Source organism: Brevundimonas sp. TWP3-1-2b1 (assembly GCF_049896165.1).
In the GTDB taxonomy this organism is placed as follows: Bacteria; Pseudomonadota; Alphaproteobacteria; order Caulobacterales; family Caulobacteraceae; genus Brevundimonas; species Brevundimonas subvibrioides_B.
The window spans coordinates 57,553-78,336 of sequence record NZ_JAFCTT010000005.1; the positions used below are offsets into that span (position 1 = coordinate 57,553).

Consider the following 20,784-nt stretch of genomic DNA (forward strand, 5'->3'; position numbering starts at 1 on the left):
CCTGTCAGGCGGCCTCTTCGACCCGGTCGCGCCGCGCCTCGGCCTCACGCACCGCCTCGACGGCGCGATCGACGACGTCCAGACCCGCACCCGGCCTGATCGCCTCGACCGTCAGGATGCGCCGGAAGGCCCGCGCGCCCGGCCGCCCATGCATTACGCCCAGCATATGCCGCGTCATGGCATGCAGGCCCCAGCCCTCCTCCAGCCGCGCCGCCAGGTAAGGCTTGTACCGCTCGACCGCCTCGAACGGATCGACATCGGCGCCCGCCGCGCCGAACACCCGACGGTCGACCTGACCCAGCAAGGCCGGCTCGTGATAGGCGGCCCGACCCAGCATGACCCCGTCCAGCTGCACGCCGTCGCTCGCGTCCAGATGCGCCTCCGCCTCGTCCAGCGAGCCGATGCCGCCATTGATGCAGACGGTCAGATGGGGCCGCTCCCGCTTCAGCCGGCGCACCAGCGGATAGTCCAGCGGCGGCACGTCGCGGTTCTCCTTGGGCGACAGGCCGCTCAGCCAGGCCTTGCGCGCATGGACGATGAAGGTCGTCACCCCGACGGCCGCCGACGCGTCCACCGTGGCGAACAGACTGACCGCCGGATCCTGATCGTCCACCCCGATGCGGCACTTCACCGTGGCCGGCACGTCGACCGCCTCGCGGATCGCCGCCATACACTCCGCTACCAGCTCCGGCTCGCGCATCAGGCAGGCCCCGAACCGCCCCGACTGCACCCGGTCCGAGGGACAGCCGACGTTCAGATTGATCTCGTCATACCCCATGGCCGCGCCGATCCGCGCGGCCTCGGCCAGCTGCGCCGGATCGGATCCGCCGAGTTGCAGCGCCACCGGATGCTCGACCGCGTCGAAGCCCAGCAGCCTTTCCCGATCACCATGGATCACCGCCGGCGCTGTGACCATTTCCGTATAGAGCAGGGCCCGCGTCGACAGGGCACGGTGGAACGCCCGGCAATGCCGGTCGGTCCAGTCCATCATCGGCGCGACGGACAGTCTGTGGGCGGGATGGGTCATCGTCGGCGACCCCATACGCGCAAGACGCCCGAAAGTCAGCCCAACCCCAGCCGCTTCACAATGGCCTCGGACGCCTCGACCGCGCCAAGGACCGTGGTGTCGATGACGATCTCGGCGGCTTCCGGCGCCTCATACGGGCTATCGATGCCGGTGAAATTCTTCAGGTCGCCCGCCCGCGCCTTGGCGTACAGCCCCTTGACGTCGCGCGCCTCCGCGACCGCCAGAGGCGCATCGACGAACACCTCCAGGAATTCTCCCTCGGCCATCATCTCCCGCGCCATCCGCCGCTCGGCCCGGAACGGCGAGATGAAGGCCGTGATGACGATCAGGCCCGCATCGGCCATCAGTTTCGCCACCTCGGCGACCCGGCGAATGTTCTCGACCCGGTCCTCCTCGGTGAAGCCCAGGTCGCGGTTCAACCTATGGCGGACATTGTCCCCGTCGAGCAGATAGGTGTGTCGCCCGAGCGCATGCAGCCGCTTGTCGACGAGGTTGGCGATGGTCGACTTTCCGGCTCCGGACAATCCAGTCAGCCAGACGACTGCCCCCCTCTGTCCCTTCATCGCCGCCCGCGCCGAGCGGTCCACGTCGATGGCCTGCCAGTGGATGTTATCGGCCCGGCGCAGGGCATAGCGGATCATCCCCGCCCCCACCGTCCGGTTGCTCATCCGGTCGACCAGGATGAAGCCGCCCAGGTCCCGGTTCGTCTCATAGGGCTCGAAGGCGATGGGCCGATCCAGCGAGATGTTGCAGACGGCGATGTCGTTCAGCTCCAGCCGTTTGGCCGCCAGCTTCTCAAGCGTATTGACGTTGACCCGGTGACGGATCGCCGTGACCTGGGCCGTCGCTGTCCGCGCGCCGATCTTGAGCAGATAGGAGCGGCCGGGCGACAGGGTCTCCTCGTCCATCCAGACGACCGTCGCCTCGAACTGGTCCGCGACCTCGGGCGGCGCCTCGGCCGCCGCGATCACGTCGCCGCGCGAGATGTCGATCTCATCCTCCAGCGTCAGGGTCACCGACTGGCCGGCGGCCGCCTCGACGAGGTCGCCGGGCATGGCCACGATCCGCGCGATCCGGCTCTCGCGCCCGGCCGGCAGAATCCGCACGCGATCGCCCGGCAGCACCGTCCCCGCCGCGATCAGACCCGCATAGCCGCGAAACTCCGGGTTCGGACGATTGACCCACTGCACCGGCATCCGGAACGGCTGGGCGGCGGCGTCATCACCGACCTCGACCCCTTCCAGCCACTCCAGCAGGGTCGGCCCGTCGAACTCCCCGGGCGACGGCGCGACCACACCCTCCCCGGTCAGGCCCGACAGGGCGATCGGCGTCACATCGCCCAGACCGATGCTGTCGGCGAAGGCGCGATAGTCCGCGACGATCCCGGTGAACACGGCCGGATCCCAGCCCACGAGATCCATCTTGTTCACCGCCAGCACGACCTTGCGGATGCCCAACAGGGCGCAGAGGTAGGAATGCCGCCGCGTCTGGACCAGCACACCCTTGCGCGCATCGATCAGGATCACGGCCACATCGGCTGTGGAGGCGCCGGTGACCATGTTGCGCGTGTACTGCTCGTGGCCCGGCGTATCGGCGACGATGAATTTCCGCCGCTCGGTGGCGAAGAAGCGATAGGCCACGTCGATGGTGATGCCCTGTTCCCGCTCGGCCGCCAGCCCGTCGACCAGCAGGGCGAAGTCGATGTTCTGACCCTGGGTCCCAACCCGTTTCGAGTCCGCTTCCAGCGCCGACATCTGGTCGTCGAGGATCGTCTTGGTATCGTAGAGCAACCGCCCGATCAGGGTCGACTTGCCGTCATCCACCGAGCCGCAGGTGATGAAGCGAAGCAGGGACTTCATCAGAAATAGCCCTCCGCCTTCTTCTTCTCCATCGAGGCGGACTGGTCGTGGTCGATCACCCGCCCCTGCCGTTCCGAGGTGGTGGAGGCCTTCATCTCGGCGATGATGTCGGCGACGCTGGTCGCCTCGCTCTCGACCGCGCCGGTCAGCGGGTAGCAGCCCAGGGTCCTGAACCTCACCGACCGCACCTGCGGCGCCTCGCCCGGCGCCAGCCGCATCCGCTCGTCGTCGACCATGATCAACGCCCCGTCGCGCTCGACCACCGGCCTCGGCCGAGCGAAATACAGCGGCACGATCAGGATCGCCTCCTGCTCGATGTATTGCCACACGTCCAGCTCGGTCCAGTTCGAGATCGGGAAGACGCGAATGCTCTCCCCCGCCCCGATCCGCGTGTTGTACAGCCGCCAGAGCTCCGGCCTCTGGTTCTTCGGATCCCAGCGATGCCCGGCCGAACGGAAGGAGAAGATTCTCTCCTTGGCCCGCGACTTCTCCTCGTCGCGCCGCGCCCCGCCGAAGGCCGCCTGGAAGCCGTGGTGATCCAGCGCCTGTTTAAGCCCCTCGGTCTTCCACAGGTCGGTATGGATGGAGCCGTGATCGAACGGATTGATCCCCCGCGACCGCGCATCCTCGTTGACCCAGATCTTCAGATCGACGTCGCCCGCCGCCGCGACCTGGTCGCGCAGGGCATACATGTCCCTGAACTTCCACGTCGTATCGATATGCATCAGCGGGAACGGAATCGGACCGGGGAAGAAGGCCTTTCTCGCCAGATGCAGCATCACGGCGGAATCCTTGCCGATCGAGTACAGCATCACCGGCCGCTCGATCTCGGCCGCCACCTCTCGCAGGATATGGATCGCCTCGGCCTCCAGCGACTGGAGGTGGGTCAGGCGGGCGGAGGGCATCGGATCGGTCACACCCGTCGATAGCAACAACCGTGGCGCTGTGCACCCCGTGAGGTCGGCCTAACTTGAGAAGGCCCGCACCGCCGCCAGAGCCGCCGAGGCGTCGGCGTCGATGATCTCGAACCGCTCCGCCCGGTCGCCCAGTTCGCGGATGACACGCGGTGGGTCCGGGTCGAAGCCGAGCACCGGCGCGACGTCCTTGCCGAACTTGGCCGGGTGGGCCGTGGACAGCGCCACGACCGGTCCTCGTGCCCGGTCCACGCCGCGCGCCGCCGACAATGCGACGGCGGTGTGAGGGCAGACAACCTGACCCCAGGTTGCATGGGCATGCGCGATCTGTTTGCGGGTGGTCTCCTCGCTGACCGACACGGCCGAGACCTCGGCGCGGATCGCGTCGAGCAGGGCCGGCGGCAGGGTCACCGAACCCTCGCGGGCGAAGGTCTCGAACAGGGCGCGGGTCAGGTTCGCATCGCGTCCCGAAGCCTCGAACACCAGCCGCTCGAGGTTCGACGGGGCCTGCACATCCATGCTGACCGAGGCGGTCTCGACGGCGGCCTTCCTGGCATAGACGCCATCGTTGATGGCGCGCGCCAGGGCGTCGTTGCGGTTCACGGCGGCGACGAACCCGGCGACCGGCAACCCCATCCGCGACGCCGCGATCCCGGCAAAAGCGTCGCCGAAATTGCCCGTCGGGACCACGAACACCGGCGCCCGCGTCTCGCCCAGCGCGGCCAACTGCGACACGGCCGAGAGGTAATACGGGATCTGCCCCGCCAGACGCGCCCAGTTGATCGAGTTGACGCTGGAGAACCGGCCCCCGTCCCGCAGGCTCTCGTCGGCCAGCAACCCCTTCACCAGCCGCTGACAGTCATCGAAGTCCCCGCGAACGGCCAGGTTCAGCACGTTCGGGGCCTCGACCGTGGTCATCTGGCGGCGCTGGACTGCCGAGACCCGCTCATGCGGATGGAGCACGATCAGCCGGACCCGATCGGCATTGGCGAAGGCGGCCACGGCGGCCGCGCCGGTGTCTCCACTGGTCGCCGTAACCAGGGTCAGTCGCTCGCCCGACGCAGCCAGCGCCTCGGACGAAAGCGCCGCCGCGAGCTGCATCGCCAGGTCCTTGAATGCGGCGGTCGGACCGTGGAACAGCTCCAGCATATAGAGGCCGTCCTCAAGGCAACGCAGCGGCGTCACCTCGGCGGGCTCGAAGCCCGCCGTCAGTCGAGCCAGCCCCCGGTCCAACGCTCCAGCTGGCAGGGCGTCGCCGATGAAGGCCGACATGGCTCGTGTCGCGATCGACACATAGCCGCACCCGGCCGCCCAGCTCTCGGGTGAGAGGCTGGGCCAGGCTCCCGGCACGTAGAGGCCCCCGTCGGGAGCCATGCCGCGCAGCAAGACTTCGGCGAAGTCGCTGCCGGAGGTCTCGCCGCGAGTCGAAACATAGCGTTCGGAAGTCTGGGCCATCGTCATTCTGGTTCGGTTCGGCGAAGCGGGTTCGCCAAAGGGTGTAAGTCGGGTTCGTGCCGAAACGCTCAGGCCGCCTCGCGCCACCACGCCGCCCGCCGGAAGAAGGCGGCCGGGTCCTTGGGTGTCACCAGCTTGGTCGGGTCGTGGAAGATGCGGTCGTGAAGCCGGGTCAGGGTGAAGCGGATCGCGGCGGCCTCGCCGAGCGTCGGCAGCGCGGCGGCCTCCGCCCGGGTCAGGGGGCGCACAGCCTCGTATCCGCACCGGAAGGCGTCGACCGAACCCGGGATGGCCATGCCTGAGCCATCGAATCCCCAGGCGCTCAGGGCAATAGCAAGGTCGTAGGCCAACAGGTCCGTGCAGCCGAAATAGAAGTCGATGACGCCGGATACCTGACCTCCGTCGAACAGGACATTGTCGGGGAAATAGTCGGCATGGATCGGTCCGCGAGGCAAATCCTCCGCCCACGGGTTACCAAGCCGCGCCAGGGCCGCTTCAACGCCGTCCAGGATCTCGCGGTCCTCCCCGCTGGCCACCGTAGCAGACCGATCCGCCAGCGCCCGCCAGACCACGGGCCCGACAGGGTTGGCCCTCTGGACCGGGAAGCCGCCGGCCTCCAGATGCAGTCGCGCCAGCATCGCCCCGGCCGCCTCGACCTCGGCCGAAGACGGGTCCCGCAGCCAGGCGCCCGGAAGCCATTCGATCACCGCCGCCGGTCGGCCGTTCAGCGTCCCGACCCAGGCGCCATCCTTGCTCCGAAACGGCCTCGGCGCCGGAAGTCCTCGGCCCGCGAGATGGTCGGTCAGGCCCAGACAGAACGGCAGAGATGCTGCGTCGGTGCGTGCCTCGAACAGGGTCAGGACATGGCGGGCGCCCTTGGTCTCCAGCCGATAGTTCGTGTTCTCCACCCCCTCGGCGATGGGATGCAGGGACGCGAACGCGCCCAGCGGATAGTCCGCCAGGAACGCTCGCGCGTCATCGTCGGTGACCGGAGTGAAAACGGCCACGCGCTAGTGGTGACCCAGCGACGCATGGCGCGCGCGAACGATGTCGGCGAGGTCCGCCAGCACGCTCTCGGTCGTCGGCCAGCGGCCCGCGCCGCGCCCCTTGCACGACCAGACTCGACCGTCCTCGCCATAGACCTTCAAGGCGTTGCGCTCCCCGTCCAGGCTCTGGAAGAGCGGATCCTCGAGGCCCACGTCAAGCGAAACCGACGCTTTCAGCCCCTCCCCGTCCCGAACACAGGCGCCGATCTGGCGGACCGGCCCGGCCGGTTTGAACGCCTCCGACAGGACGGCGCAGGGCACGTCGGCTTCGGCGGGCGTCCGCCCGAAGGCCTCGAAAGCCAGCAACCGGACCTTGGCGGCCGAATCGCGGCCCTCAAGATCCGACGACGGATCCTCCTCGGCGAAGCCCGCGACCCGGGCATCGGCCAGGGCATCAGCGAAATCGGCGCCGGCCTGAAGCCGCGTCAGCATGAAGTTGACCGTGCCGTTCAGCACCGCCTCGAATCCCTTCACCGGCCCGGCCGCCCTGGCCACGCGCAGGGTCTCGATCATCGGCGCCCCGCCCCCGACCGCCGCCGAATAGGCGAGGTGCGAGCCGTGAGCACGGGCGGCATCGGCGAGACCGGCCGGGTCGCGGCTGATCGCCTGTTTATTGGCGCTGGCGACATCGATGCCGCGTTCCAGGGCCGCGCGGATCAGGTCGTGACCGGCGCCGCCCTCCGACAGGGCCTCCAGCAGGATGTCGGGCCGAAGCGCCAGCAGCGACTCACGGTCTGACGTGAACAGCTCGGCGGGCGCCTCCACATCCCGGAGCTTGGATGGATCGCGCACCAGCACGCCGACCACCTGGAACCGGTTGTCCTTCAGCAGCCGTTGCAGCAGGCCGCCGCCGACGACGCCGCAGCCCGCGATGGCCACCTTCAGAGGCGCATCAGGGATCGACGGCCCGGGAGGCGCGGAATGGTCTCCGACCACCGTGCAGTCGGCGCGACCGAGCGCGGCCACCTCGATCTCCACCGACCGCTGCTGGCCCATGTCGATCGCGTCGTGCTGCACCAGGGCGCCGCCGTGGCGACGGGCGTCGTCCCAGCTGGCCCGGCGATAGCGCAGCGGCTTGCCCGAGGCCGAGGCCGGATCGCGGTCGTAGAGGCCGTCGACATCCTTCACCAGACGCACGCGGCTGAGGCCCAGTTCGGCCGCGAGGAAGACCGCCGTCAGGTCCGAACCGCCGCGCCCCAACAGCACCACCTTCCCTTTCTCACCCACGGCGCCGAAGCCCGGAACCACGACGACTTGATGGTCCGCCAGCGCCTTCCACAGGGCGTCGCTGCGCAGCGAGACGGGATGCGCATGCTCGGCCGGGCCGTCGGCCAAGATGCCCAGTTCGCGCACGGACAATGCCGCCGCATCCAGGCCGATCCGGTCGCAGGCGATGGCCACAAGCGCCGCCGCCTTCTCCTCCCCCAGCGCCACATAGCCGGGAAGGAGGTCGTTCTCGTGATCGAGGCCGAGGGCGCGCGCGTCGGCAAATAGCCGGTCGGTGTGGCCGCCCAGCGCCGAGACCACGGCGATCACCTTCCGGCCCGCGCGGACGTGGCCGTAGATCTCGGAGGCGACAGCGGGGGCGCAGGACTGGTCCTGCAGGATCGAGGAGCCGAACTTCAGCACCACCACTTCGGCGGTGGGCGAAGGCGCGGCGATCGGTTTCTCGACGACGGCGAGGCGGGCGCTGGAGTGGGGCATCTGGATGTTCCGTTCGGGGAGGAGTTGGGATCAGGGCAATAGAAAACCCGCCTGGCCGGGGCCGGGCGGGTCTGGGTTGGCTGAGGTGTTTTCGACCTGCGCGCTAACCTGTTCCCGCCCGCGAGGGGCCGGTGATGGTCATGCCGGTGGTGGTCGAAATGAGGGTGTCGAGCGTCATCGACCGGCCCGCGAGTGCGGCGGTCGAGGTCGAAACGGCGATACGGCCGAGACGGGACACGGGCGAAACCTCTGGAAAATTGTTGATGTCAGGGTGTCGGCGCAAACGATCGCCGTCAACCCGGTTCGTGCATCTTTTTTGCGTCCCCGGGCCCCTGCGAGACCTTTCGGTCACAGGGATCGCGCCGCACGTGAGCAATGGGGTAGATTTTTTCTCTTGACCGGCGGTCTTCGCACCCGCACCGTAAAGTCACTCATCAAGACCGACCGAGGGATAGGCCCTTTGACGTCGGGGCAACCATCGGTTTCCAGCCGAACGGTGCCAACTCCTGCGAGGATCCTTTTCGAAGGGTCCGCGAGAGATGAGTGGAGCGTCGATGAGGCGGCGTCTCCACGATCTGTCATCGCATCCGGAGCCTTGCTGGGCGGGACGATGCAGACGACGCCATGGCTTTCGACACTCAACAGATTTCCGCAGAACCCCTCTGTCGCCCGACAGCGCGCTCGACTGCGATCCTTGCCCGCAAGGGCGGCGGTGCGGTCGATATCGCCGTCGACATCCCCGCAGACTTTCGTCTGACCTCGGGCGAGCGACTGGGCCAGCGCCAGATCGTCGGGCGGCTGCACGGCCGGGCCGGGGCGCCGCTGGTGGTCGTGGCCGGCGGCATCTCGGCGGGGCGGTTCGTGCACCGGACCGAGACCAACGGCCTGGGCTGGTGGTCGGGCGCGGTCTCGATCCGCGGGCCGATCGACCTGGGCCGCTTCCAGGTCCTGGCCTTCGACTACGCGCCCGAGGCGGCCGACGGTTCGAAGCCGGTCACCATCACCACCCATGACCAGGCCCGGCTGCTAGGGCTGATTCTCGAAGAGATCGGCGATCCTATCGTCTCGGCCTTCGTCGGCTGCTCCTATGGCGGCATGATCGCCCTGGCCTTCGGCGCGCTGTTCCCGGACCGGGTCGAGCAGCTGGTTGTGGTCTCCGCCGCCCACCGGGCCCATCCGCAGGCGACGGCCTGGCGCGGCATCCAGCGGCGCATCCTGCAACTGGCCGAGGCCGCCGGCCGCCCCGAGGACGGGGTCGCCCTGGCCCGCGAACTGGCCATGACCACCTATCGCACCGCCGAGGAGTTCGGCGACCGGTTCGAGACCACGGCCCCGACCTCGGCGGGCCAGGCCTATCCAGTCTGCGACTACCTGACCGCGCGCGGCAAGGCCTACCGGATCCACACGACCCCGGCGCGGTGGCTGTCGCTGTCGGATTCGATCGACCGCCACACCGTCACGCCCGAGGCGATCCGGACGCCAGTGACCCTGGTCGGCTTCACCTCGGACCGGCTGGTGCCGATCGACGACATTCGCGAACTGGCCGCCCGGCTGCCGACCCTGTGGCGGCTGGTCGAGGCTCCGTCCCTCTACGGCCACGACGCCTTTCTGAAGGAGGACGAGGCGGTCGCCGCCATCCTCCGTTCCGCGCTCAAGGAGATCGACCAATGACCCGTCCCACCGGCAAGCGCCCGCACGACGTCCGCACCACCTGCGCCCGCTCCGGCGTCGATACCGACACGGCCCACGGTTCGGTCATGCCGCCGCTCTATCTGTCCTCGAACTATTCGTTCGCGGGCTTCGAACAGAAGCGGAAATACGACTACTCCCGCTCGGGTAATCCGACGCGTGACGTCCTGGCCGAGACCCTGGCCGAGCTGGAAGGCGGCTCCGGCTGCGTGGTCACGGCGACGGGCATGGCGGCGGTGGATCTGCCGCTGAGCCTGCTGGAGCCGGGCGACCTGCTGATCGCGCCGCACGACTGTTACGGCGGCACCCACCGCCTGCTGTGCGCCCGGGCCAGGAAGGGGCATTTCGAGGTGCTGTGGGTCGATCAGGGCGACCCCGTCGCGCTGGATGCGGCGCTGGCCCTGAACCCCAGGCTGGTCCTGATCGAGACGCCGTCGAACCCGCTGCTGCGCGTGGTCGACATCGCCGACATCTGCACCCGCGCCCACCGGGTGGGGGCCAGGGTCGTGGTCGACAACACCTTCCTGTCGCCGGCGCTGCAGCGGCCGATCGAACTGGGCGCCGACATCGTGGTCCACTCGACGACCAAATACATCAATGGCCATTCCGACGTGGTCGGCGGGGCGGTGATCGCGGCCGATCCGGCGGATCACGCGGAGCTGGCCTGGTGGGCCAACTGCATGGGCGTGACCGGCTCGCCGTTCGACGCCTATCTGACCCTGCGCGGGGTGCGGACCCTCTTTGCACGGATCGAACGGCAGCAGACGACGGCGGGCAAGGTCGCCGATCTGCTGCAGGCCCACCCGGCGGTGTCGGTCGTCCACTATCCGGGCCTGACGTCGCACCCCGGCTATGCGCTGGCCGCACGCCAGCAGCAGGGACCGGGCGCCATGCTCAGTTTCGAACTGGCCGGCGGGGTCGAGGCCGTGCGCCAGCTGGTCGAGACGCTGGAGACCTTCACCCTGGCCGAGTCGCTGGGCGGGGTCGAAAGCCTGATCGCCCATCCGGCGACCATGACCCACGCGGCCATGACGCCGGAGGCCCGCGTCGTCGCCGGGATCACCGGAGGCCTGCTGCGGCTGTCGGTCGGTCTGGAGCACGAGGATGACCTGATCGCGGATCTGGTCCAGGCGCTGGATGCCCTGGCGACGGTGCGGGCCGAGGCGGCCTGACTGGACTCCAAAAAATACGGTGCAAAGAGTCCAAAACCTGCGGGAAGTTCAAAGCAGGCCGAGCTATCTCATTGTACTATAGGCGAAAAGTTCTCTTGTCTGTTTTGGACTCAGGTTGCACGGTCGGTCGTCGTGTCTGGCGATTTCAAAGACCTGTCCGAGACATGGGCACAACGGTCAGGCGCCGCAAGGGCGGAATCGGAATTATTTCCTATTTTCTCCTAGATTGCTATCATGAGGTCAAGCCAGCGAACGACAGAGCGCATGGGCTTCCGGTCTGAGCTTGGACCTCAGCTAAGGCGGCCTAAACGTCAGCGGAAGCAGTTCGCTCGTATGCTTTTGGAAGATGACTGAGCCGCGTGCGCGAAGTTGGCACGCGGCACTTGGTGATGAAATTTTCACTTGCGCCAAATGAACTGCACGCTCAGATTGTATCCACAATCTCAGGAGGATTACATGACTGATCCGTATCATCCGCCCGGGTCGCTCGACATCAGCGTCGGTCAACGTCGCATCACCGTCCAGCAGAACTGGCCGACGAGAGGTCCCGAAGGAGGGGAGACTCCTGTCCAAGTGCCCGACATGGGTGACCCGGAGTATAATCCGCAGCCGGTCGGGGATCCCTGCGCGGACGGGGTCAGAAGGCTGGAATGGGATTTGGATGCGGCAGCCGCAGAAGCCTATCGGCGCTTCATCGCAGACGCGGGCAACGATCCGCTGCTAGACGGTCGCGAGAGATGCATGGTCCTCATTCGCAATCCAATCACTGGCGATGTGACCCCTGAAAACCTCGACGTGGGCCCGCTCGGAGCGGGTGAGTGCGCTTTTAATCCAGGGAGCTTCGGCTGGGAAAATGTCGTTGGCCTGATCCACAGCCATCCGGGTTCAGGACCGGTGCCGAGTTCTGCCGATCGTGACAATCTGGCAGCTTGGCAAGGTCAGGTAGCCTTTGCCAACGGGCCACAGACAGGTCTGCGGTTTTATGTTGTGGGCGCTGGCGAGGACTCGCCCGGCGGTCCCTCCCGGATGCAAATTCGGATATATGATCAATCGAACATCGCGGCAGGGGCCGACAATGTGAAAGGTCCGGAGGTCAATCCCAATGGCATACCGTGTCACCAATCCTAGCCTGATCCTGGCGTTGGCGGGGCTCGTCGCCGGTCCCGCGAGCGCGGCCGACGGCGCTTCATATCGAAACCAAATGTTTAACGGGATCCAGCCGGTCGCGGGATTCGAAACGGAGGCGGCGTTGAGCCGAGATTGGAATGGCGTCGCCCTCTATGCGGTGGCCGATTCCTCGGTCCGCATGCCGGCTGGCTATCGCTGGTTCGAATTCGTCGCTCGGCGGGACCACCATTCCGCCGGCGGCGCCGATGAAGTCACCTGGACCAGTTCGACTGACTGCCCCGCACTTCGCAACGTCGTCGTTTGGGCTACCGAGCTGTCCGCGCCGAGAATCGAGGTCCCGGGAATGTCATTTACCGGCCCCTCCACTGACGCGCGGCGCCCCCGCCGCGTCGTAGCCGACGGCTTGTCGGTGAGCATCTGGGGCCGTGGCACCCAGTCCGACAACACTGCAGGCACTTTCGTCGAAATGCGCAGCAATGGCGGCGCCATCGCGGAGTTTGGTGCGGCAGCGTTAGAAGGGCTGCGGTCGTGCTGGCGATCCGAACAGCCGCGGACAGGGGCTCGCTAGCGGCACCCACATCGACGGCCATCTGATAATCCCAAGCCTCTGCACCCTTTCGAGAGGAGGACGTCCGCCTAGGCGCAGGCCGCCTAGGGGATCAGCAGGATCGCGACCGGGATGACCGTCCCGGCGAGCAGCGCCCAGCGCGCGACGATCTTCAGCCGTCCCATCGTCACGCCCATCCAGACGCCCAGCAGGGTCGACAGGAACAGGCCGACCGCGACCAGGACGAAGAACCACTGGAGCAGGCTCTTCGAGAGCGGGGTCGCGGGCTTCCCGGCCTCCTGCGGCGCCGCGGCTCCGGCCGGACGCGCCGTCTCGGGCCGGGGCGGGCGCGGCGGCTGCACGGCGAAGACCTGGTCCTTGTGCACCCGACCCAGCTTCTCGATCAGCGGTGCGGGCGTATAGCCGGGGTGGCTTTCCTGCAGGCGGAAGATCTGCAGCCCGCCGGTCACCGCGAACATCAGGATCGAGGGCGCGATGACCATGCCCAGGACGGTGTGGGTCTGGCGCAGGATCATCGACCATGGGATCGGGCGGGCATTGGGCATGACGTTTTCCGGTTTGACCCGAAGCGTTAGCCTTGAACCGTGACGCTTGCCAGCCTAGGCGCAGGCTTCGACCGCCTCGGCAGCAAGATGGATGAGGAAGCAGTGCTCGGGCCCGCCGTCCTCGGCCTGGACGATGACCCGCAGGGCGTCGTCTTCAGCCCAGGGCGAATGGGCCTCAGCGAAGGTCAGGGCCGCGTCCTCGAAGCTGCGAGCCTCGAGGATGTGGCAGTGACCGGACTCGGTATGGGCGACGTAACGGGCGGCCTCGGGCATGGGCTGGCTCCTCCTCCGCTGGAGTGAACGCGCGACACCCGAAATGGATTCAACGACCGCCCCACATCCCCCGTGCACCCCGGCGAAGGCCGGGGGCCAGATGGCGAACGCGGTGGTTGACCAGAAGACGCGGTGCGAAATCCCGGAGGCCTGCATCCGTGATCTGGACCCGGCCTTCGCCGGGGTGCACGGAAGAGAGAGTTATGCGGGCTGCGGACGGTTCTGCATCGCGCCGGTCATGGGGATGAAGAAGACGCCCACGTCGCGGCGGCTGCGGACCCGGCCGTCGGCGTCCTTGGTGTAGACGTAGAGGACCTGACCGCGGCGGAAGGGCTGGCCGATCGGGATGATCAGCTTGCCACCCGGCTTGAGCTGGCGGAACAGTTCGGGCGGGGCGTACTGGGCGACGCAGGTCAGCATGATGGTGTCGAAACCCTCGGTCACCTCGGGCCAGCCGAAATAGCCGTCGCCGACCTTGCCGTGGACGTTGTCGTAGCCGAGCGGGGCCCAGATCTTGCCGACCGCTTCGCCGATCGGCTGGATGATCTCGATGGTGTAGGCGTCGCGGACGATGCGGCTGAGCAGCGACGACTGGAAGCCCGAGCCGGTGCCGATTTCCAGCGTCACGTCGGTCGGTTTCGGGGCCGCCAGCTGGGTCATATAGGCCTGACCCAGATAGTCGGAGAGGACGCTGCCGTGGCCGATAGCCCAGGGCTTGGGATTGGCCTCCCAGGCCTGATACGCGGTCGAGGCGTCCGAGGCATAGGCGTAGTGGAAATACTCGCGCGGCAGGCTTTCGAAGGCCTGGATCACGTTCGGATCGTGGGCGCCGAAACGGCCGTCGAGATAGGTCTTGATGCGCTCGATGGCGGTGGGCTTGCGGGCCTGGATCTCGGCGAACTGGGCCTCGGTGATGGCGTGCGGGCGGCCGGACGCCGACATGGCGGCGTTGAAACGGGCGAAGGTCCAGGGCTCCGTCGGCATACGGACGGTCGCGGAGACGGCCGAGGCTGCCCCGGCGGCGGCCGTGGTCGGGGCGGCGGGCGCGGCGGCCCCTGCCCCGCCCGCCGCCTGGGTCGGGTTGAGGCGGGCCTGAACGGACTTCATCGTGTTCTCGTCGCAGGCGGCGAGCCCGGTCAGGGTCGCGGCGCCGCCGGCGCTCAGCAGGGTGCGGCGGTCCATCATCGTGCGGTCAGGGGTCATGCTGGGCTCGTCTGGCTCTGGACGGATTGGCCGGGGCCATTCTGGTCCGGGAAGGGGTCAAGGCGGGCGGGAACGGGGTCCGGCAGGCCGGCAAAGGGATTGGTCGGGACGGCGGGTTCGAACACCGGGACAGTCTTTCGGACAGCCGCGGCGACCGGCAGGACGAGGAAGGCGAGGGCGTAGAGGCCGGCCGCCACGATCAGCAGGGACGAGAAGCCGACATCCCGGCTCATCAGATTGGCCAAGGGCGTAGCGACGACGGAGAAGGCGCCGTTCAGCCCCCAGGCCCAGGGCAGGGCGCGGCCGTCTCCGACCTGGATCAGGCCGAGCGGGAACGGCAGGCCCAGCGCCAGCGACACGGGCGCGGCGGCAAGGATGACCAGTCCGGCCTTCACGGCCCAGGGCTGGTCCAGCGAGGTCATCATGAACTGTTCGGCCCCGACCAGCATGGCGCCGATCCAGGCGAGGACGACGATCAGGCCGATCAAGGAGGCGGCCTTGGGCATGCGCGCGCACTGGCCGGCGATCATGCTGCCGAGGCCGGAGAAGATCAGCATGGCCGTCAGGACCAGGGCGAAGGCCGACGAATAGTCGTTGAGATAGAAGGCCGCCTTGTCGATCAGGAAGATCTCGACCAGCAGGAAGCCGAGGCCGAGCGCCGGGAAATAGAGGGCGGGCCAGAGTTTCGACTTCTCCTTCACCCCGCCCGCGCGACGGCGGAACAGGGCGGGCGCCGCCAGGACCAGAAGGGCGATGACGATGGCCTGACCGAGGACGGCGATGTTCACCAGGGCGCCGATCTCGGCCTGGGGCAGGACCTCCAGCCGTTTGATCAATGTGTCGAGGCGTTCGAGGCGCAGGGACGAATAGAAGGCGGGCCGGTCGAGTGTGGCGGGGCGGACGTGGAAGGCTTGCGACGACGGAGACGGACGGCCGGCGAGGACGGCGGCGACCTCGTTGGCGATGGCGTCGTCGGGGCCGTCGGAGGTCATCTGGCCCGTCTCGAACGAGACACTGGGCAGGTCGTTGAACAGGGTCGCGCGGGCGGCGACGACGTCCATGCCGGGGCGCCAGGAGACGTCGAACGACCGCGCGGCGCACCAGGCCTGAAGCGCGGCGACATCGGCGGGCGACCAGGCGGTGGGGCTGATCAGGATGCGGGCGTTCCAGGCGGAACGGTAGATCAGGACGTGGGCGGACGGATCGCCGATCCCCTTGGCCAGCAGGGCCTCGCGGGCGGTCGAAAGCACGCGCAGCGCATAGACAGGGAAGTCGCGGATGGAGACGGAGATCGACACCGTCCCACCCGGCTTGAGCGCGGCGAGATAGGCGGCGAGCGCCTCCTCCGTGACGCCGGTGACATTGGCGGGGGCCGCGTCCACGAAGTCGGCGGAGACGTCGATGATGTCGTAGGAATTCGGTCCCGCGCGCCAGGCGGCGGCGATGGGGCCTCCGTCCAGCAGGGTCACGCGGGCGTCGGCGGCGAGCGCCGGCGACGGGCCGAGACCGGCGCTGAGGGCGTGTCGCAGGACAGGCTCGCCCTCGACGCCGTCGACGCGGGCGGCGCCGAGCGTCAGGGCCTCGGCAACGCGATAGCCGCCGGACAGGCCGACGAGCAGGACGGCCGGCTGTTGGCGCACGACGTAGGGGGCGGCGCTGAGGGCGCTGGGGGCGTAGGCGGCGTCCAGCGGGCCGGACCTGGGCAGGGAGGCGATGCGGTTGCCGTCGCGATACAGGCCATAGGTCGAGGGCGGACCGGCGATGCCCATCAGGCCGGCGTTGTTGGAGACGTCGGCGTCGACCCGCTCGGTGAAGTTCTCGAGCAGCAGATAGTGGCCGCGCGGCTGGCGGATCTCGGCGACGACGGCCGCGCCCGGCGTGTTGAGCGGGGCGTAGATGGCCTTGAACTCGGAGAAGGCCGGGGGCGCGCCGAGGAACAGGATGGCCTCGCCCCCGATCAACGCCGCCCCGGCCAGCCCTATGCCCAGCCCGCGGAACCGGCCGGGCTGGAACACCGGGGCAAGCGCCAGGGGGATCAGCAGGACCGGGGCCAGCAGGAAGGGGTGGACGACGAACATCAGGGCCAGCGCCAGCGCCGCGCCAAGCCCTGCGCCGATCAGGTCGTAGCCGTAGACCCGGCCGATCTCCCGGTGGTTCAGGACGAAGATCAGGCTGATATAGAGGCCGGCGAGGAAGAAGAAGGGCAACAGGGCCGCGTAGTAGAGGCCGATGTTCTTCACCTGATCGGGCCAGGTGGTGGGGTTCTGGAGCTGCAGCGGATTGAACGGATTGGCGGTGACCTGCTGGTATCCGACGGCCGCGGCGATCACCATGGCGGCAGGCAGGACGGTCCGGAGGATCACGCCGTGCCGGGCGACGCTGTCGCGGAACAGGGCCGTGACGACGCCCGAGAGCGCGAACCCGGCCATGACGATGGAGATGATCCAGTAGCCGTACTCCGACCATTTCGCGACGGCGAAATAGCGGGTCAGGGCGTTCTCGATGCCGACCACCCCCATGGCGATCAGGAACAGCGGGATCAGGGCCGCGCGGGTCTTGCCGGTCAGATCGGGGGCCGCGGTCAATGGACCGTCCTCGCCACGCGCGTGTCGAGGAAGTCCAGCAGCAGGGCGTTGAACCGCTCCGGCTCATCGACGAACAGGGCGTGGCCCGCGTCCTCGAAGACGGTCAACGAAGCGTCGGGGTGGGTGCGGACGAGGTTTTCGCCCTGCTCGCGCCAGCGCGGCCGGACGACATAGAGGACGGGCCGCTCGGTGGCGTGGACGGCGGCGCGCCAGTACTCGCGCGGCACGTCATAGGCGAGCAGCCGACGCTCGTCCTCAACGGTCATGCGGAGGGCCTGATCGGTCAGGCGAGCGCGATAGTCCGTCCCCGGATCATGGGCGAAGATGGAGGCGACGAAGGCGGAGCGGCGGGCGCGGCGTTCCTGTGGCGTCGGCTCGGGTGGCGGGGTGGCAGAACGGCGCGGAGCCGGGGCGGCGCGCGGCGCCGGCTCCTCGCCGATGGAGTTGTCGATCAGGACGAGGCCGGCGATCCTGTCGGCCCCGCCGTCGGCGACCCAGGCCAGGCCGTCGAGCACGCCGAGCGACCAGCCGACAAGAACGACATTGCCGACGGCGGCATGGTCGATCAATTCGCCGATATCGCGGCCGCGACGCTCATGGGTGTAGCCGAAGCGGGTGACCTCGCTCTCGCCCTGGCCGCGCGGGTCGAGGGCGAGGACATGGTAGCGGTCGGACAGGGCGTCGATCTGGGCCTCAAAGATCCAGGCGGGCATGGTCCAGCCGGGCACGAAGACCACGGTCCGGGCCTCCGAAGGACCCGCCTCCAGATAATGGAGGCGGGCCCCGTCGGAAGTGATGAAGCTGCGGCTTTCCGCCTCGACCGTACCCCCCGATACGGCCGTCGCACTCGCGAGAACGGCTCCACCCAGCACGCCGACCATGGCCGCCCGTGTCCATGCCGGCAGGGTCAGGAATCCGTTACGCCCCATCGGGCGGCATGTGGCGCACACCTGCGTTCGATGTCGACAGGGTTCGCCGGTAACGGGAGCGATAGGGTTAAGGCCGTGGCCCGAACGGCACTAATCCTCCCCCCTTGGGGGCTTGCGGTCGGCTCGTATACGAGCCGATCCTCAAGGCACCGCGCGGCTTCGCGACGTGACGGAAGGGGCCCACCCACACGCCACCATTCGTGGCTTACCCCCTCCACCCCAGCGCAAGGGCGCTGCGGTCCCCCTCCCCCCTAGGGGAGGATCAGCGGGGCCCGAACGGCACGACCTTGTTCTCGCGGTCGTGGGCGATGTCGGCGAGACCGAGGTAAGGGATGCCCGAGCGCTCGCACCAGAACTGGACGATCTGTTCGCCGGTCAGGCCGAAGTCGGGCTCGTTGACCGTGACGTCGGTGAAGCGGCCGGCGCGGATGCCGGCGACGCGGCGGATCGACGGCTGGCTGGTCAGGTGGAACATCATCCGGTCAAGGCGGTAGGCGGCCTCGGAAACGTCCTCCAGCATCAGGACATGGCCGGTCAGGTCGGGCTCCAGCGGCGTGCCCAGCAGCTGATCCAGGACGGTCAGGTTGAAGGCGACGGCCGGACGCGGGTCGGTGAGGAGCGACGGCTCCAGCCCCTCGGTCTCGCCCTTGCGCAGCCAGTTCAGGGAGCGGAAGCCGGTCGGATCGTTGCGCACCCCGTCCGAGGCCATCGGGCCGTGGGCGACGTCGAAGCCGTTCCTGTAGAGGATGGCCAGCATCGAGCCGACGTCGGAATAGCCGAGGTACCGCTTCTGCCTCGCCACATCCGTCAGGCGCGGCATGACGGCTTCGGCGATGCGGCAGGAGCCGTAGCCGCCGCGCGCGAACCAGATGTGATCCAGACGCGGATCGTTGGCGAACTCGACGAAGGCATCGGCGCGGGCGGCGTCGTCGCCGGCGAAATGGCCGGACTTGTCGAAACTGTTGGGGTGGAAGGCGACGGTCACCTCGCCCAGCGGGAACTTGAGGTCGAACCAGGCCTGGATGGCCTCGGCGCGCTCCTTGGCGAAGCGGGACGAGACGGCGACGACCCCGATTTTCATTCTTGTGTTCCCTCCCCGGCTTCTCCTCTTTAGTCACCGGACCATGAGCGAACCATCCTATTTCTTCTGCGGTATCGGCGGGTCGGGCATGCTGCCCCTGGCCATGATCGTCCAGGCGCGGGGCGCGTCGATCGAGGGATCGGACCGGGCGCTGGACCAGGGCCGGACGCCGGAGAAGTTCGACTGGCTTAAGCGCCACGGCGTCGTGCTGCATGCCCAGGACGGGTCGGGCGTGCGCGGCGACCAGATCGTGGTGGCGACCGGGGCGGTCGAGGCCACGGTGCCGGACATCGCGGCGGCGAAACGCGTCGGGGCGGAGATCGTGACCCGGCCGCAGCTGCTGAGCCAGATCTTCAACGCGGCCCCGACCTCGGTGGGGGTGGCGGGGACCAGCGGCAAGTCGACGATCACGGGGATGATCGCCTGGATCCTGAGCCAGGCGGACCGCAGGCCGACCGTGATGAACGGGGCGGTGATGCGGAATTTCGCCGACGCGGACCATCCGTTCGCCAGCGCCCTGGTCGGCGGCGCTGACCTGTTCGTGGCCGAGGTGGATGAGAGCGACGGGTCGATCGCCCGCTACGATCCGACGGTGGCGGTGGTGTCGAACATCTCGCTGGACCACAAGTCGATGGAGGAGCTGCGCGACCTGTTCGGCGGCTTCACCGGGCGAGCACGGACCGCAGTGCTGAACCTCGACAACGTCGAGACGGCGGCCCTGGCCCAGACCATGGTCGACGACGGCAGGGCCGAGGCGGTTCTGACCTTCGCCCTGGGCAATGAGGCGGCGGACCTGTCGGCGCACGATCTGAAGCCCCTGCCCGCCGGCATGACCTTCGACCTGACGGAGCGGTCGAGCGGGGCGCGGATCGCGGCGACGCTGAACGTGCCCGGCGCGCACAATGTCGCCAATGCGCTGGCGGCGCTGGGGGCGGTGCGGGCGCTCGGCGTGCCGCTGGAGGCGGCGGTGACATCGCTGGAGAGCTTCGCCGGGATCAGGCGGCGGATGGAGGTCGTGGGCGTCGCGAACGGGATCACCGTGCTGGACGACTTCGCTCACAACCCGGACAAGATCGCCGCGACGGTCAAGACGCTGCACGCCTTCGACGGGCGTCTGCTGATCCTGTTCCAGCCTCACGGGTTCGGGCCGCTGAAGCTGATGAAGCGGGAGTTCATCGAGACCTTCGCAGGCCTGCTGAAGCCTGACGACGTGCTGCTGATGCCGGAGCCCGTCTATTACGGCGGCACCACGGATCGCAGCGTGGGGTCGGAGGACATCGCCTCGGGCGTCCGCGCCGAGGGTCGCAACGCCGAGGCCCTGCACGATCGCGCGGCCTGCGGCGACCGGATCGTGACGCTGGCGAAGCCGGGCGACCGGATCATCGTCATGGGGGCGCGGGACGATACTCTGTCCACCTTCGCGGCGGAGCTGCTGGAGCGCCTTTAATCCTCCCCCATCGGGGGAGGGGGACCGCGTCTTCGCGGTGGAGGGGGCCAACCCCGGACACCGGGTTGGCAGCGAGCCCCCTCCGTCACGTCGCGAAGCCGCGCCGCGCCTTGAGGATCGGCTCGTATACGAGCCGACCGCAAGCCCCCGACGGGGGAG

Annotated in this window: 18 protein-coding genes and 1 riboswitch; of the genes, 5 read left to right on the forward strand and 13 right to left on the reverse strand. The window is 68.5% G+C overall.

Features of this window, described 5'->3' with window-relative positions:
- Window positions 1–4: 4 nt before the first annotated feature.
- The 7 genes from dusA to ACP7AB_RS06285 form a co-directional block, all read right to left on the reverse strand.
- Window positions 5–1,027, reverse strand: a complete 1,023-nt coding sequence (gene dusA / locus ACP7AB_RS06255) for a tRNA dihydrouridine(20/20a) synthase DusA (protein ID WP_425988588.1) — start codon at window positions 1,025–1,027, stop codon at window positions 5–7.
- Between the two features lie 35 nt (window positions 1,028–1,062).
- Window positions 1,063–2,886 carry a sulfate adenylyltransferase subunit CysN gene (gene cysN / locus ACP7AB_RS06260; protein ID WP_425988590.1) on the reverse strand — a complete coding sequence of 608 codons (1,824 nt, stop codon included), beginning with the start codon at window positions 2,884–2,886 and terminating at the stop codon, window positions 1,063–1,065.
- On the reverse strand, window positions 2,886–3,791 hold the full coding sequence (gene cysD / locus ACP7AB_RS06265) for a sulfate adenylyltransferase subunit CysD (protein WP_425988592.1): 906 nt from the start codon (window positions 3,789–3,791) through the stop codon (window positions 2,886–2,888). Before cysD ends, cysN begins: the two co-directional genes overlap by 1 nt.
- A gap of 60 nt (window positions 3,792–3,851) precedes the next feature.
- Window positions 3,852–5,255 (reverse strand): threonine synthase, encoded by a 1,404-nt coding sequence (gene thrC, locus ACP7AB_RS06270; RefSeq protein ID WP_425988595.1) that lies wholly within the window; start codon window positions 5,253–5,255, stop codon window positions 3,852–3,854.
- Window positions 5,256–5,323: 68 nt separating this feature from the next.
- Window positions 5,324–6,262: a homoserine kinase gene (gene thrB, locus ACP7AB_RS06275; RefSeq protein ID WP_425988598.1), complete on the reverse strand. Its 939-nt coding sequence runs from the start codon at window positions 6,260–6,262 to the stop codon at window positions 5,324–5,326.
- Between the two features lie 3 nt (window positions 6,263–6,265).
- Entirely contained in the window at window positions 6,266–8,005 is a 1,740-nt protein-coding gene (locus ACP7AB_RS06280; RefSeq protein WP_425988601.1) for a homoserine dehydrogenase, read from the reverse strand.
- 103 nt (window positions 8,006–8,108) lie between these two features.
- Window positions 8,109–8,243, reverse strand: a complete 135-nt coding sequence (locus tag ACP7AB_RS06285; protein ID WP_425988603.1) for a hypothetical protein — start codon at window positions 8,241–8,243, stop codon at window positions 8,109–8,111.
- Between the two features lie 190 nt (window positions 8,244–8,433).
- Window positions 8,434–8,551, forward strand: a riboswitch (SAM riboswitch).
- Window positions 8,552–8,629: 78 nt separating this feature from the next.
- Here ACP7AB_RS06285 and metX point away from each other — a divergent pair.
- The 4 genes from metX (at window position 8,630) to ACP7AB_RS06305 (ending at window position 12,562) form a co-directional block, all read left to right on the forward strand.
- Window positions 8,630–9,676, forward strand: coding sequence for a homoserine O-succinyltransferase MetX (metX, locus tag ACP7AB_RS06290; RefSeq protein ID WP_425988606.1), 1,047 nt, complete (start codon window positions 8,630–8,632; stop codon window positions 9,674–9,676).
- Window positions 9,673–10,866, forward strand: a complete 1,194-nt coding sequence (gene metB, locus ACP7AB_RS06295; RefSeq protein WP_425988609.1) for a cystathionine gamma-synthase — start codon at window positions 9,673–9,675, stop codon at window positions 10,864–10,866. The genes metX and metB overlap by 4 nt, the downstream gene beginning before the upstream one ends.
- A gap of 456 nt (window positions 10,867–11,322) precedes the next feature.
- Complete coding sequence (locus ACP7AB_RS06300) at window positions 11,323–11,994, forward strand: Mov34/MPN/PAD-1 family protein (protein ID WP_425988611.1); 672 nt, start codon at window positions 11,323–11,325, stop codon at window positions 11,992–11,994.
- A complete protein-coding gene (locus ACP7AB_RS06305; RefSeq protein WP_425988614.1) occupies window positions 11,969–12,562 on the forward strand; it encodes a hypothetical protein in 594 nt (197 codons plus the stop codon). The genes ACP7AB_RS06300 and ACP7AB_RS06305 overlap by 26 nt, the downstream gene beginning before the upstream one ends.
- An 83-nt stretch (window positions 12,563–12,645) precedes the next feature.
- Here the strand turns inward: ACP7AB_RS06305 and ACP7AB_RS06310 are convergent, their stop codons facing one another.
- The 6 genes from ACP7AB_RS06310 to ACP7AB_RS06335 all read right to left on the reverse strand — a co-directional run bounded on the left by ACP7AB_RS06310 (window position 12,646) and on the right by ACP7AB_RS06335 (window position 19,178).
- Window positions 12,646–13,107, reverse strand: a complete 462-nt coding sequence (locus tag ACP7AB_RS06310) for a hypothetical protein (RefSeq protein ID WP_425988616.1) — start codon at window positions 13,105–13,107, stop codon at window positions 12,646–12,648.
- Window positions 13,108–13,161: 54 nt separating this feature from the next.
- Window positions 13,162–13,380, reverse strand: coding sequence for a DUF5961 family protein (locus ACP7AB_RS06315; RefSeq protein ID WP_425988619.1), 219 nt, complete (start codon window positions 13,378–13,380; stop codon window positions 13,162–13,164).
- Window positions 13,381–13,581: 201 nt separating this feature from the next.
- Window positions 13,582–14,583 (reverse strand): protein-L-isoaspartate O-methyltransferase family protein, encoded by a 1,002-nt coding sequence (locus tag ACP7AB_RS06320; RefSeq protein ID WP_425988620.1) that lies wholly within the window; start codon window positions 14,581–14,583, stop codon window positions 13,582–13,584.
- Window positions 14,580–17,168 carry a hypothetical protein gene (locus tag ACP7AB_RS06325; RefSeq protein ID WP_425988623.1) on the reverse strand — a complete coding sequence of 863 codons (2,589 nt, stop codon included), beginning with the start codon at window positions 17,166–17,168 and terminating at the stop codon, window positions 14,580–14,582. The genes ACP7AB_RS06320 and ACP7AB_RS06325 overlap by 4 nt, the downstream gene beginning before the upstream one ends.
- The gene (locus ACP7AB_RS06330; RefSeq protein ID WP_425988626.1) at window positions 17,165–18,097 is read right to left on the reverse strand and encodes an alpha/beta fold hydrolase; all 933 of its coding nucleotides are present in this window, start codon (window positions 18,095–18,097) and stop codon (window positions 17,165–17,167) included. Before ACP7AB_RS06330 ends, ACP7AB_RS06325 begins: the two co-directional genes overlap by 4 nt.
- A 262-nt stretch (window positions 18,098–18,359) precedes the next feature.
- Window positions 18,360–19,178 carry an LD-carboxypeptidase gene (locus ACP7AB_RS06335; RefSeq protein WP_425988628.1) on the reverse strand — a complete coding sequence of 273 codons (819 nt, stop codon included), beginning with the start codon at window positions 19,176–19,178 and terminating at the stop codon, window positions 18,360–18,362.
- Window positions 19,179–19,221: 43 nt separating this feature from the next.
- Between ACP7AB_RS06335 and ACP7AB_RS06340 the strand changes: the two genes are divergently transcribed.
- Entirely contained in the window at window positions 19,222–20,625 is a 1,404-nt protein-coding gene (locus tag ACP7AB_RS06340; protein ID WP_425988631.1) for a UDP-N-acetylmuramate--L-alanine ligase, read from the forward strand.
- The last annotated feature ends 159 nt before the right edge of the window (window positions 20,626–20,784 follow it).

Excerpts from the sequence above, each read along its gene's own strand:
- ACP7AB_RS06305 (WP_425988614.1), top strand. The coding sequence starts at position 11,969 with ATGGCATACCGTGTCACCAATCCTAGCCTGATCCTGGCGTTGGCGGGG.
- ACP7AB_RS06280 (WP_425988601.1), bottom strand. The coding sequence starts at position 8,005 with ATGCCCCACTCCAGCGCCCGCCTCGCCGTCGTCGAGAAACCGATCGCC.
- ACP7AB_RS06330 (WP_425988626.1), bottom strand. The coding sequence starts at position 18,097 with ATGGGGCGTAACGGATTCCTGACCCTGCCGGCATGGACACGGGCGGCC.
- cysD (WP_425988592.1), bottom strand. The coding sequence starts at position 3,791 with ATGCCCTCCGCCCGCCTGACCCACCTCCAGTCGCTGGAGGCCGAGGCG.
- ACP7AB_RS06300 (WP_425988611.1), top strand. The coding sequence starts at position 11,323 with ATGACTGATCCGTATCATCCGCCCGGGTCGCTCGACATCAGCGTCGGT.
- ACP7AB_RS06340 (WP_425988631.1), top strand. The coding sequence starts at position 19,222 with ATGAGCGAACCATCCTATTTCTTCTGCGGTATCGGCGGGTCGGGCATG.
- ACP7AB_RS06310 (WP_425988616.1), bottom strand. The coding sequence starts at position 13,107 with ATGCCCAATGCCCGCCCGATCCCATGGTCGATGATCCTGCGCCAGACC.
- ACP7AB_RS06315 (WP_425988619.1), bottom strand. The coding sequence starts at position 13,380 with ATGCCCGAGGCCGCCCGTTACGTCGCCCATACCGAGTCCGGTCACTGC.
- metX (WP_425988606.1), top strand. The coding sequence starts at position 8,630 with ATGGCTTTCGACACTCAACAGATTTCCGCAGAACCCCTCTGTCGCCCG.
- dusA (WP_425988588.1), bottom strand. The coding sequence starts at position 1,027 with ATGACCCATCCCGCCCACAGACTGTCCGTCGCGCCGATGATGGACTGG.
- thrC (WP_425988595.1), bottom strand. The coding sequence starts at position 5,255 with ATGGCCCAGACTTCCGAACGCTATGTTTCGACTCGCGGCGAGACCTCC.
- cysN (WP_425988590.1), bottom strand. The coding sequence starts at position 2,886 with ATGAAGTCCCTGCTTCGCTTCATCACCTGCGGCTCGGTGGATGACGGC.
- metB (WP_425988609.1), top strand. The coding sequence starts at position 9,673 with ATGACCCGTCCCACCGGCAAGCGCCCGCACGACGTCCGCACCACCTGC.
- ACP7AB_RS06335 (WP_425988628.1), bottom strand. The coding sequence starts at position 19,178 with ATGAAAATCGGGGTCGTCGCCGTCTCGTCCCGCTTCGCCAAGGAGCGC.
- ACP7AB_RS06320 (WP_425988620.1), bottom strand. The coding sequence starts at position 14,583 with ATGACCCCTGACCGCACGATGATGGACCGCCGCACCCTGCTGAGCGCC.